This is a genomic window from Pseudoalteromonas sp. TB25 (assembly GCF_000497995.1).
GTDB classification, from domain to species: domain Bacteria; phylum Pseudomonadota; class Gammaproteobacteria; order Enterobacterales; family Alteromonadaceae; genus Pseudoalteromonas; species Pseudoalteromonas distincta.
The window spans coordinates 1-12,751 of the sequence record NZ_AUTI01000348.1; the positions used below are offsets into that span (position 1 = coordinate 1).

General features: G+C 39.6%; 14 protein-coding genes. 10 read left to right on the top strand and 4 right to left on the bottom strand.

What is annotated here, in order from left to right; all coding sequences use genetic code 11:
* A partial coding sequence (locus L652_RS0114425) for a sensor domain-containing diguanylate cyclase (RefSeq protein ID WP_024603518.1) occupies positions 1-1,268 on the bottom strand: 1,268 nt, incomplete at its 3' end.
* A gap of 54 nt (positions 1,269-1,322) precedes the next feature.
* Positions 1,323-4,046, bottom strand: coding sequence for an insulinase family protein (locus L652_RS0114430; protein WP_024596737.1), 2,724 nt, complete (start codon positions 4,044-4,046; stop codon positions 1,323-1,325).
* Between the two features lie 191 nt (positions 4,047-4,237).
* On the opposite strand from L652_RS0114430, the gene sixA reads away from it, so the two are divergent.
* From sixA to L652_RS0114445, 3 genes are read left to right on the top strand one after another with little or no spacing between them, the layout of a single operon-like run.
* On the top strand, positions 4,238-4,708 hold the full coding sequence (gene sixA / locus L652_RS0114435; RefSeq protein ID WP_024593905.1) for a phosphohistidine phosphatase SixA: 471 nt from the start codon (positions 4,238-4,240) through the stop codon (positions 4,706-4,708).
* Between the two features lie 23 nt (positions 4,709-4,731).
* A complete protein-coding gene (locus tag L652_RS0114440; protein WP_024596736.1) occupies positions 4,732-5,085 on the top strand; it encodes a RidA family protein in 354 nt (117 codons plus the stop codon).
* 8 nt (positions 5,086-5,093) lie between these two features.
* Entirely contained in the window at positions 5,094-5,831 is a 738-nt protein-coding gene (locus L652_RS0114445; protein ID WP_024596735.1) for an SDR family oxidoreductase, read from the top strand.
* 1 nt (position 5,832) lies between these two features.
* Here L652_RS0114445 and L652_RS0114450 read toward each other — a convergent pair whose 3' ends face one another.
* Both L652_RS0114450 and smrB read right to left on the bottom strand, forming a co-directional pair.
* Positions 5,833-6,762, bottom strand: a complete 930-nt coding sequence (locus L652_RS0114450) for an AEC family transporter (RefSeq protein ID WP_024596734.1) — start codon at positions 6,760-6,762, stop codon at positions 5,833-5,835.
* Between the two features lie 27 nt (positions 6,763-6,789).
* A complete protein-coding gene (gene smrB / locus L652_RS0114455) occupies positions 6,790-7,347 on the bottom strand; it encodes an endonuclease SmrB (protein WP_007377742.1) in 558 nt (185 codons plus the stop codon).
* Between the two features lie 152 nt (positions 7,348-7,499).
* Here smrB and prmB point away from each other — a divergent pair, with 152 nt between their 5' ends.
* From prmB to L652_RS0114490, 7 genes are all read left to right on the top strand, one after another.
* Positions 7,500-8,435: a 50S ribosomal protein L3 N(5)-glutamine methyltransferase gene (gene prmB / locus L652_RS0114460; protein WP_007377743.1), complete on the top strand. Its 936-nt coding sequence runs from the start codon at positions 7,500-7,502 to the stop codon at positions 8,433-8,435.
* 64 nt (positions 8,436-8,499) lie between these two features.
* Complete coding sequence (gene aroC / locus L652_RS0114465; protein ID WP_002962170.1) at positions 8,500-9,597, top strand: chorismate synthase; 1,098 nt, start codon at positions 8,500-8,502, stop codon at positions 9,595-9,597.
* 118 nt (positions 9,598-9,715) lie between these two features.
* Positions 9,716-10,093: a DUF4112 domain-containing protein gene (locus L652_RS0114470; RefSeq protein WP_024591638.1), complete on the top strand. Its 378-nt coding sequence runs from the start codon at positions 9,716-9,718 to the stop codon at positions 10,091-10,093.
* Positions 10,094-10,199: 106 nt separating this feature from the next.
* A complete protein-coding gene (locus L652_RS0114475) occupies positions 10,200-10,847 on the top strand; it encodes a glutathione S-transferase family protein (RefSeq protein WP_024596733.1) in 648 nt (215 codons plus the stop codon).
* Between the two features lie 61 nt (positions 10,848-10,908).
* Positions 10,909-11,370 carry a zinc-ribbon domain containing protein gene (locus L652_RS01000000123865; protein WP_029753288.1) on the top strand — a complete coding sequence of 154 codons (462 nt, stop codon included), beginning with the start codon at positions 10,909-10,911 and terminating at the stop codon, positions 11,368-11,370.
* Between the two features lie 118 nt (positions 11,371-11,488).
* Complete coding sequence (locus L652_RS0114485; RefSeq protein WP_024596732.1) at positions 11,489-12,043, top strand: elongation factor P hydroxylase; 555 nt, start codon at positions 11,489-11,491, stop codon at positions 12,041-12,043.
* A partial coding sequence (locus L652_RS0114490; RefSeq protein ID WP_024603519.1) for an NAD(+)/NADH kinase occupies positions 12,033-12,751 on the top strand: 719 nt, incomplete at its 3' end. The genes L652_RS0114485 and L652_RS0114490, both read left to right, overlap by 11 nt.

The window sequence follows — 12,751 nt, forward strand, 5'->3', positions numbered from 1 at the left end:
CCTGCCATTTTAAATGGTGTAGCAATGGCTGCTAAAAACTGTTTAGCCATGCGTGTAATTACATGTATGTCGTTAGTGTCAGACATTACCAGAGCAAACTCATCGCCGCCTAAACGATAAAACACATCATTTTCGCGGGTTAGTTTATTTAAGCGCATTGCTAGTTTAGCTAATAAGCTGTCACCTAGCTGATGTCCTAACGAGTCATTTATTTTTTTAAAGTTATCTAAATCGAATACAAGCAAGGCGTGATGCGAATTGAGTTTTACTAGTTTATGCAAATCAGTAAAAAATAAATTTCGGTTAGGCAGACTGGTTGTGCGATCTCGATTCGATAAGTTATGTAATTGCGATTCTGCTTTTTTACGCTCTGTTAAATCTGAATATACAACGACATAATTAGTTATTTGATTTTGATCGTTTTTAATTTCATCTATGGATATTTCTATCGGTAATAAAATACGCTCACTATTACGAAGCTTCACTTCTTGTTGAATATGTTCGCGCTCTTTTACTATTTCAATAATTCTGTTTGTGTAGCTTGGCTCATACCCAGATAGGCTAAAATCTTTTCCTAAGTATTGTTCGCGTACGCCACCAAACAAGGTTAAAAAGCTAGGGTTTATATCAACCAGTTTAAAGTTTTTATCGTAAATTGCTAAGGCGTCAGTAAGCGACTCAACACATTTTGCAAAAAGGTTTAAGCGCTCTTCAGTTGATTTTAACTGTGATATATCGCGAACGGTACCCGTCATTCTAAGGGGGGATAAGTTGGCGTCTTTTTCAATTATTTTTCCGCGATCGAGCACCCAGTGCCAACGACCAAAAGTATCTTTGATTCGGTAGGTGGCTTCAAAAAAAGCAGACTGCTCTGCAAAGTGCACTTTTAGCAAGTGCTCAACGTTATTAATATCGTGAGGATGGATAAGGCCTTTATTTGGTGGAAACCCCATTAACGTAGTTGAGTCCATTAAATACTTATCGTTAATACGAATAACTTCGCCTGTTTTTATGTTCCAGTCCCAAAGTGTATCGCCGCTACCTTCTACGGTACTTTTAAGGCGTTTTTCCGAAAGTCGAAGTTGGCGGCGTGAACGTCTAAGTTTATGGATTACAAATAACAGGTAGGGCAAAGCAAGCGATATAATGGCGCTTGCTAGTATAAGTATATTGTCTGAGTTGTAATTAAGTGATGACTCAAAGGCAAAAAGCTCAAATGAGTAAGCAAGTACTACAAGCATGCTTAGTTTTATTATTGTTTTTATCATTTTTTGATTACTTCTAATTTACAAATGATAATTTAAAACAAGCTAAACCTAGAGTCAAAGAGATTGAGAGTAAACGGGCATATTTTGAGATTTACTGACTTTCGCCGAGCTTAAAAGCTCATATCTTGGTCTATTATCATCAAATAGGCTTAGTGCATAAACTTTTACTTCTCTTAGTGTTAGTGCGTTTAGGGCATCTAAAAGTCGCTGCTGCATATGAAATTCGTGATCTCTGTTACCAATAGCAAGCCATAACCGTTGTGAGCGCAGACGCAAGTTTTTATCTTTTTCTGCAATATGAGTACTAAGGCCATGTTTTTGCTGTTGCCAATCGTTTTCATCAAGTGCATCAATGTTATCAAGGTATTTTTTAATAAAGCTGTTATGACGATGCAATAATGTTTTTGCATCAAACTTAGGTGACTGCACATAAAATGCTATTCCAGCACGAGTATTAAAAGGTGCATAACCTGCGCCCACTAAATAACCTAGCTGTTGTGTTGTTCGTAACTCGTTAAAGTAATCTTGATTAATTAAATGATTTAACGCCATCATTTTTACTTTTTCGGCCACGCAATCCGTTTGCGCCTGATAGTAAACTACCATGGCATGGTCGCTACAAGGAAGTTCTAACTCGTAGCGAGTTACTTTTTTAATTTCAAAAAGGGGGCGTCTTAAATCTTCAATTATGGCTGCGTTTTTTAGGTGTTCGGCGACCTTTTTTTGAAAGGCTAATGCATCACTTTGCTGCCAGTTACCATGTAAAAATGATTCAACATGTAGTGCTTTAAAAAAGTCTGTTCTGAACTCATTAAATTGCTGAAAACAAGTGTTTTTTAATGCTGATGCAAGCTCCCCAGGTTGAGGGTTCCAAGGCATTATTTTTGCGCCTAAAATACTAAACAACTCACTGACTGGTTTGTTTTGGTTGCTATTGCGCCAATGCCTTACAAGTTGTTTTTTATATTCAGCAAAGCGTTTTGCACAAATTTCTACATTAAATAAAGCATCTATTAATTGATCAACAAGCTCTAACTGACTGGATGAAAGCCCAGCGGTATGTAGAGTTAACCCACCTTGATGCGAGGTTAAGTGGTAGCTAAGACCTGCAAGTTCTGCAGGATAAAATTGCTCGCCTACGCTATCCATAAATAAATCTGTAAATAAGCGGGTGAGTGCCATATGCTTTACATCTTTTACGGCAAAATCAGAATCCATGGCCAAATAAAAATGACCTTTAGCAACACGAAATGTGTTGTCTTGTTTAAACCAAAAGTCAAAACCGGGTTCTTTTACTAATAACTCGGGTTTTGTTTGTGGTTTTATGACATCAAATAACACCACTTCTTTTGTCAAATAAGGATTAGCGGTAGGCAGCAGCATTTCGCTCAGCGGTTTATTTATCTCGCTAAGTGCATCAAGCCAATTAGGTGAAATATGTTCTACTTTATATGGTGTGTTGTACCATGCGGTTTTATGTTCAGGCTCTACATCTGGATGTATAAGTACGATGCGCATATTATGTGGCGTTAACCACTGCATGGCCATTTCGTGGGTCGCTTTTTTAAAGCCTTCCATTAAATAGTCGCCTTGCACGTAATTTGCTTCGTCGTAATGCTGCATATTAATGCTTAAATTACTGACCCAATCAATCAAGCGTGACTTTTCTTGGTTATCGAATGCTATTTGTAATAGATTTTTTTTATCTTGGTATAAGCGCGGCAATTTTTCGGTGTTATCGTTAATTAAGCAAATGTATTCAAACACCATTTCAATAATGTCTTCGAAGTATTCAATACCTTCATCGGTAAGCGCTAAACTAATATTAAAGTCTTTAAAGTTGCTGCCATTAATACCACCGCCAGCAGAAAGCGCGTTTATCCAGCCTTGCTCTTTTAAAATAGAATAAAGAGAACCCGCGCCTTCATAGCCAAGTAAATGGGCAATAAAACTCACTGTTTTGTGGCGATAAAAGTCGTCAATATTAGGCATAGCAAAACTTATGATAAGTTTTTGCATATGCTTATGCGGCTCAATATGAAGTATTTTTCCTATGTCTTGTTTGCGATAGAGTGGCTCACTGATCTCTGGCTTTTTGAGGTTTTTATTACCCTTAATTGCGCCAAAGTAAGTTTGTGCCCAGCTTTGTAGTGTGTTTAATGTTTCGTTTGCGCAAATAACTAAAGTCATCCACTGAGCTTGGTACTGATTATTAAAAAAGTCGCGAAGCTCATCACTAATACAGCGCTCTCTGTCAGCTAAGGTTTGTAGGTTTCCTACAGAAAATTTAGCAAATGGATGAGCTGGATTTACCGTTTCTTTGTGGGCTTGATAAATACGGCGACCATCGTCTTTTATTTTTAGTTTAAACTCGGCTTCAATTGCGTTGCGTTCTTTTTCTGTTTCGGCTGAATTTAAAAGTGGCGCAATAAAAAAACGGCTAAATTGGGTAAGCGCCTGTTCAAATTCTTGGTTATTAATATCAAAAAAGTAACAGGTATGCTCAGTGCCAGTCCACGCATTAGTGTTCCCGCCAGCTTGCGAAACAAAATTATTAAAACTGCCTGAATCTGGGTATTGGTCTGTGCCTAAAAAAAGCATGTGCTCTAAAAAGTGTGCTAGGCCTTGCCTATCAAGAGGATCGTCAAAATGCCCGGCGTTAACTGCCATTGATGCTGCCGCTTTTGTAGAATCTTTATCTTGCACTAATAGTACTTTTAGACCATTGTCCAGTGTAAAGGCGCGGTATGCTCTGTTATCATTGCGGCTGATATTCAAATGATGCTCCTGAAACTAAACGTTTACTTGTTAACAACAGATGATGGCTTCAGGAAAGCGAAATACAGCTTAAAGATTTACCTGAATCTCATGAAAGAATTATTTAGAAATAAATAGATTTATGTTGTTAATATAGCTGACAAATGGGCAAACTGGCTACTGTTTTATATTCTTTAATCGGTTGATTTTTTATGAAAACAATCCTAATAATGCGCCACGGCGAAGCAACACCCATGCAGGCTGATGATGCAGGTAGAAATTTAACCCAAGCAGGGCACGATGAAGCTGAAAAAATGGGCCTTTGGCTCAGTAAAGCACATTGCCCTGATGCACTGTTAGTTAGTCCTTACATTCGTGCACAGCAAACAGCTGCAGGTGTGGCTAAAAATAACGTATTTAAATTTAGCGAAACCACATCCGATATTATCCCCGAAGGCAAACCTCAAATTGCTGCTGACTATCTTGAAACGCTTATTGCTACTCATCCCCAATGCAACACATGGCTTATAGTGGCACACATGCCTATTGTAAGTTATTTAGTGGACCAATTAAGCCCTGGTAATATGCCAATTTTTAATACAGGTGCTGTTGCTGTTATTAGTTATGATGAGCAAACCCAGCGTAGTAGTTATATAAGTATAAATGCCCCAGAAAACCTTTAATATAAATAATTGAGAAAAGTAATATGACGATAGAACGCTTACAAACAGGTGCGCGCATGAGCCGCATAGTAAAACACAACGGCACTGTGTATTTATGTGGGCAGGTATGTGCCGACGCGCAAAAAGGTATTAAAGAGCAAACTCAAACTATGCTTGATAAAGTAGAGGCGCTGCTTGATGAAGCAGGGAGTTCAAAAGAACATATGCTTAGCGCGACTATTTATGTAAAGAGCATGGAATACTTTGCTGATATGAATGCAGTATGGGATGCATGGGTACCCGAGGGTTATGCGCCTGCACGTGCCTGCGTAGAAGCTAAAATGGCACGTGATGCACTACTTGTTGAAATTTCAGTAGTTTCAGCTTTAAAAGAATAATAGCTTTAATGAATCGCTCCCCCGTTGTACTTATCACAGGCTCTAGCCGAGGTATTGGCGCAGCTACCGCACTATATTTTGCAAAGCATGGTTATGATGTTTGCATTAATTATAAAGCTGATTTAGCTAGTGCGAAGCTAGTAGCCGATCAAGTAAGAAGCTTTGGCGTTAGAGCTCAAGTTATAAAAGCAGATGTATCGAAAGAGGCAGATGTTTTGGCGTTGTTTGATTTTATTGATAAAGAATTTAGCCAACTTGATGTACTAATAAATAACGCCGGTATTTTAAAACCACAAATGCCCTTGTTAGAAATGAGTGCTAAGCGCATAAACGAAGTTTTGACTACAAATATTACCAGTGCTTTTTTATGTAGCCGAGAGGCAATAAAGCGAATGGGAAATGGCGGTAGTATTGTTAATGTTTCATCGGGGGCAGCTAAAACGGGCTCTCCTAATGAGTACATTGATTATGCAGCATCTAAAGGTGCAATGGACACATTTACTATTGGCTTGGCAAAAGAGGTGGCAAGTAAAGGTATTCGAGTTAACTCGGTTAGACCAGGGCTTATTTACACTGATATGCATAGCGATGGCGGTGAAAAAAATCGAGTCGATCGTCTTAAAAGTAAATTACCCCTTGGCAGAGGCGGTACACCCGAGGAAGTTGCTGCAGCAATTTACTTTTTAGCTTCAGAGCACGCTTCTTTTACAACGGGTAGCTTTGTTGATGTAGCCGGCGGTTTGTAAGCTAAAGTAATAAAGCTAGCCAAAACGTAAAGCTAATAACACTTAAGATAGTAGAAAGTACGACAGCCCCAGCAAGAGTAGCTTCATGCTGCTTTATTTGAGTCGCAATAAGATAAGCATTTACGCCAACAGGGGACGCACTTAAAAGTACCAATACATTAAGTATTTGCGTGTCTAGCTTAAATACATAGGTGCCTACCAATAAAACTAGCGCAGGCAATAAAAATATTTTTAAAATTGATGCTATTAACGCCGGTTGCCAATTTGCAGCTATTTTATAAAAAGCTAAATTAGCACCAAGTACAAATAGCGCACAGGCAATTGCTGGTTTAGCTAATAGCTCCAAACTATTTGCTAAGTCGGTAAACAGTGTAACTCCTAATATGTTTAATATAAGCCCGCACCCAATACTCAGTACAATAGGATTTAGTACCATACTTTTTCCAAAGTGCGACCACGAAAATTTATCGCTGCTACCTTTAGCGCCTATTAAAAATGTAAGTGCAAATAACAATGTGCTATGAAAAGTAATGATCATAAATGCAATGGCTATCATTTCTTTGCCAAGCGAGGCAATAACAATAGGAATACCCACTAACACCATATTTGAATAGCTAGAAGCAAGTCCAAATACACCGTGTTGTTGGTAGTTTTTTAAATGTTTTTTACTTAAATAAAAGCGATCAATTAATATACCCACCCCAAATACACTCAAAACAGGTATGTAAAAGCTCAAAAATGCAAAAAGGCTAATACTTTGCTGTAAGTTAATTTGCGACATATTTAATAATAAAAAAGCAGGCAAACTAATATAAAAAGTAAACTTACTCAGGCCTGCGATATGCTGCTTGTCGAAAAATTTTAATCGGCAGCAGCTATAACCCAGCGCAACAATAAAAATGAGCGGAAAAATAATTGAAAAAATATGCACGTAGTTACATCCTAGTAATGGCTAAAGTTAGCGTCTAAATTCATCACTTTGCGGTAAATTAATTAAAATAAGTACAGCGCCTCTTCCACCATATTCGAGAGGGGCTTGGTGCATCGCTATTACGTCAGGGTGCTGTACTAAATACTGCGGTACTTTGTGCTTTAGTACACCGCCACCAATACCATGCACTACACATGCACAATAATAATGCTGCTTTTTACATTCGTGAATGAGTCCAGCGAGTTCATCTTTAGCAAGTTCTTTATTTAAGCCGTGTAAATCTAGCGTCAAATCGGGTGCAAAGTCACCACGGCGAAGCTGTTTAGCTAGGAAAGTATCTTGGCCAGGTTTTACATATTTAACCGTGCCGTGGGTGTCTATATCGGGAATATAAACGTCTGAGAAGAAAAATTCAGATTGAGCCTGCTTTTTTTGCTGGGCAAATTGCTTAGCTTGTGACACCTTAGGCTTTGTATCAAAACGATGAGTATCTTGTTTAAATACTTTGGCGCCTGTGATCGTTTGACGAAATAAGCTTATGTCGTCATTGCTTAGGGACGAATGTGATGGAGTGTCTTTTTTCATAACTATTACCTAAACAAAAAAACGTAAAAACGCAGCGCAAAAGGCGGTACAATACTTAAATGAGGGGCAATTGTAATTTGCCCAGCGCAGATAGGCAATGCAATCGTCTTAAAGACTCAAAACAGTCAGTAAGCTAATACAGGTAAAAATATATGAGCGATTTACAAATAGAAGAAGCAACACTCGAAGAAGCCGTTGCAGAACTGTCAACTTTACATGACTGGTTACGTTGGACTACAAGCCAATTTGCAAGTAGTAGTATATTTTTTGGACATGGTACAGATAACGCATGGGATGAAGCTGTAAGCTTATTACTGCCTGCGCTTAGCTTGCCTGTTGATGCGCCAAAAGAATTAATGCACGCGCGTTTAACAAGCACAGAAAAAAACCGACTTGCGGGTCTTATTGCAGAACGTATTAACGACTGCACACCAGTACCTTACTTAACAAACATTGCATGGTTTGCGGGTATGCCGTTTTATGTTGATGAACGTGTACTTATACCTCGCTCACCATTTGCCGAGCTTATTAGTAACCGCTTTACGCCGTGGCTTGAAGAGCCACAATCGGTAAACCGTATATTAGATTTATGTACGGGTTCGGGTTGTATCGCAATTGCACTTGCGCAAGCTTTTGAGCAGGCACAAGTTGATGCGGTAGATATATCGTATGAAGCGCTTGAAGTCACAGACATTAACATTAACGATTACATGTTGAGTGATCGCGTGTTACCGATTCAGTCTGATGTATTTAGCGGTGTACCAGGTCAAAAATACGACCTTATAGTAGCAAACCCACCGTATGTTGATGCAGAAGATATGGCTGACTTACCACGCGAATTTCATCATGAGCCAGAGCTTGGGCTTGCATCAGGCCACGATGGTTTAGATGTAACCCGTACTATATTGAGCGAAGCGAGTGAACATCTAACTGATAACGGTTTGTTATTTGTAGAAGTTGGTAACTCTATGGTACATATGGATGCACTGTATCCGGGCGCGCCGTTTGAATGGATTGAATTTGAACAAGGCGGCTTAGGTGTATTTGTAATTAGTAAAAAGCAGCTAGATGAGTATTTTGCAAAATAAGTAAAAAATGAATAGCCAAGCCCTGTGCTTGGCTATTGGTAGTCATTAGGAATGAGGAAAGTTAATGGCAGGTAATAGCATTGGGCAGTTATTTAAAGTGTCCACCTTTGGTGAGAGCCACGGCGTTGCATTAGGCGGCGTTGTTGATGGTACTCCCGCAGGTCTTGAAATCACAGAGGCCGACTTACAAATTGATTTAGATCGCCGAAAACCAGGCCAAAGCCGTTATACAACGCAGCGCCGTGAAAGCGATCAAATAAAAATATTAGCAGGCGTTTTTGAAGGTAAAACCACAGGTACCAGCATTGGTTTATTGATTGAAAATACCGATCAACGCTCGCAAGATTACGGCAAAATTAAAGATGTATTTCGCCCAGGTCATGGCGATTACACGTATTGGCATAAGTACGGCTTGCGCGATTATCGCGGTGGCGGTCGTTCATCTGCACGCGAAACCGCGATTCGCGTAGCGGCAGGTGCTATTGCTAAAAAATACTTAAAGCAATTTCATGGTATTGAAGTTAAAGCATGTTTAAGTCAGCTTGGCCCTATTAAGGCGGAAACGTTTGACTGGGATGAAGTGGAAAATAACTTATTTTTCTTCCCTGATGCAAGTAAGCTTGAAGCGCTTGACGAATATATGCGTGACCTTAAAAAGCAAGGTGACTCAGTTGGCGCTAAAGTAAAAGTAGTGGCAAGCAATGTACCTGTTGGTCTTGGTGAGCCAGTATTTGACCGCCTTGACGCCGAACTTGCACACTCATTAATGAGTATTAACGCGGTTAAAGGCGTTGAAATTGGTGATGGCTTTGATGTGGTTGAGCAAAAAGGCTCTGAGCATCGCGACGAGCTAACCCCTGAAGGTTTTACATCAAATCATGCAGGTGGTGTACTTGCGGGTATTTCGACAGGGCAAGATATTATTGCTTCTATTGCGCTAAAACCAACGTCGAGCATTACTATTCCAGGTAACAGCATTAATACAAGTAACGAAGCGGTTGAGATGATCACTAAAGGTCGTCACGATCCGTGTGTGGGTATTCGTGCAATCCCGATTGCTGAGGCAATGATGGCCATTACCTTAATGGACCACTTACTGCGTCAACGCGGACAAAATCCGCATGTAAATCATCAACACGGGCCAATTAACGGCTCAGTGTAAGTGTTTATAATTATAAAAACGCGGATTACCGCGTTTTTTTATGTCTGTAATTTAGTTAAGAGCCTTTCAGGAGTTGTTCAAGTAGGTCCTATATACTGCAAGAAGGAGGGTAGTAATCATGAACGATAATATTAATGAACACTCACAAATAAAAGCCCAGGCTGCAATAGCCCGCTTAGAACGTTTCAGTAAGTTAACGGATAGCAGCATTGGTATTCCTTTTACTAAATTTAATATAGGCCTAGAGGCTGTGATTGGTTTAATTCCCGTTATAGGTGATGCCGCAGGGCTAATTTTATCAAGCTATGTGCTTATAGAAGCGCAGCGTTTAGGTGTGAGTAAACGTATAAAGACTAAGATGATTATCAATATGCTCATTGACTTTGTGGGCGGCTTAGTGCCGTTTTTTGGCGATATATTTGATGCGTTTTTTAAAGCTAATACGCGTAATACACAACTATTAAAAAAACATTTAAACAAGCAGTTAAGTGAGTAATTAATAGCTTTAAGTAACCGTTAGCAAAGAGACTTTAAACAAAATGTTGTTGGTTGTTTAATCACCTAGTAAGGTAGGAGCGTCTATTCACTTTGGTATTTACAATATGCAATTATTTATCGGTAATAAAAACTACTCCAGCTGGTCATTACGCGCATGGTATTTAATGAGTAAATTTGATGTTGAGTTTAGTGAAACCCAGCTGGTACTCGACACCCCTGATTTTTACAGTGAACTAAAAAAGACCTTTGCTGTGCAAAAAGTTCCAGCGTTAATTGATGGCGATTTACAGGTTTGGGATTCACTAGCAATTTGTGAATATATTAACGATGCTTACTTATCAGGCGCTGCATGGCCAAAATATATTACCCAAAGAGCTAAAGCGCGTGCGCTAAGCGCTGAAATGCATTCAGGCTTTATGGCGCTGCGCAGCGAAGTGCCAATGAATATAAGAGCTACCCGTAAAGTAGACCTATCGAGCGAAGCATTAAAAGACATAGCCCGTATAGACGAGATATTTGCACAGCAACAAGATGTGTTTCCAAACGAGTGGTTTTTTGGTGACTTTAGTATTGCTGATGCTATGTACGTACCTATTGTATTGCGTTTAAAAACGTATCAAATTACGTTATCGCCAGAGGCGCAACAATATTGTGACTTTGTTATGCGTTGCCCAGTATTACAAGTATGGATCACTCAGGCATTAACCGAAACCGATATTGTAGAGTGTGATGAAGCAGGAACGCCTTTATAATTATTGTTTTTCATATGGCATGTTCTATGCCTTAAAATCATAAGTTTAAACTAGGCTGCTCATGTATCTAAATCACCCAAGGTATGGCAATAAACCGATAACTACCAATACCTCAGTGACAATAGAGGCGATAGAGAATGCGCACTGGCGTTACTCGAGGCTTAAATACTTCCCTAATACGGTAATATTGGCAGATATAAAAAAGCAAAACTATGCCATTGACCCTCGGGCACTTTATGTTGATATTGAAGAGAAGTGCGAAAGTTGCTCTAAGGCATTTATTTTTTTTGCTCAAGAGCAGCAATATTGGTTTGAGGTACTTGATTTTTGGGTCGATTCACACTGTACACGTTGTTTTGAATGCCGTAAGCATGCCAGATATATACTAACTCTACGTAAACGGTACGATATGTTAACTAGCTTAGCCAATAAAACCTCAAGTGAAAAAACACAGCGTAAAGAACTTGCCAATACGCTTTACTGTTTAGGTATTATTAAAAATATCAATAAAGTGAAAGATTAATCCGCTTATATTTTACTATCACGCCTTATTTTTACTTTAGTTGTAAAAGCCCGTACAATTCGTCTCGTTTTTAGTGCGCTAATATGGCGCTGTAACCGAGACGAATTAATCAATTTTTATGCATCAAATAGCTGATCTAATTTCAATTTTTGAGCGCACTTTTTATCAAAGTCACAATACACGACTGATAAAAGGCGATTGTGAGCCTGTGTATTTACCAGCAACAGAGCAGGTGCCATATCACCAGGTTGTATTTGCGCATGGTTTTTATGCCAGTGCATTACATGAAATAGCACACTGGCTGGTGGCCGGTGATGCACGTCGGTTATTAGAAGACTACGGCTATTGGTACTGCCCTGATGGGCGCGACAAACAAAAACAAGCTGAGTTTGAAAAGGTAGAAATAAAGCCCCAAGCTATAGAGTGGTTATTAAGCACCGCAGCAGGGTTTAATTTTAATGTGTCGGTGGATAATTTAAACGGCGAGCAAACGTGTCGGTTTGATTTTCAGCAGCGAGTATATGCACGGGTATTATCGCTAATCGAAAATGGCTTTAACTCTCGTACAGAGTCACTTTTAAAAGCAGTGTGTGATTTTTACAATACACCGTGGCCCTTAACAGCGCAGCAATTTAAGAGGCAACATCCAAAGGAGCTTTGTAATGGCGTTTAAATTAGGCTTAATTGTAAACCCTGTAGCAGGTTTAGGTGGCACAGTCGCTTTAAAAGGCAGTGATGGCGCGCACACAGCGGCAAAAGCAATAGAGTTAGGCGCAGAGCCAAAAGCAAATAGCCGAACAAAAGCAGCGCTTGAGGTGCTATTACCTTATAAAGAACGCTTAACCATTTACACTGTTAACGGTGACATGGGTGAGCAAACAGCAAAAGCTTTGGGCTTTAATGTAGAGGTTGTATATAACACTTCTGCAATAACAACCCCAGATGACACAGAACAAGCCGCAAAAATACTTAAAAACTCTGGTGTTGATTTAGTCTTATTTGCCGGAGGCGACGGTACAGCACGTAACATTTGCCATGCAATAGAGGATACCATTCCCGTACTTGGTATTCCCGCAGGTTGTAAAATTCATTCTGGTGTTTACGCTATCACGCCAAAGGCTGCAGGGCGCGTAGTCGAAATGCTGGTTAAGGGGGAGTTAGTTACCTTAGCCGATGCAGATGTAATGGATATAGATGAAGATGCTTTCAGGCAAGGCACAGTAAAAGCCAAACGCTACGGCGAAATGCAAACACCTAGCGAAGTACGCTATATGCAAGCGGTTAAAAATGGCGGTAAAGAAACCGACGAACTCGTACTTGCCGACATTGCAGCGCATGTTGTATCGCAAATGGATGAAGATACATTTTATATTATGGGTAG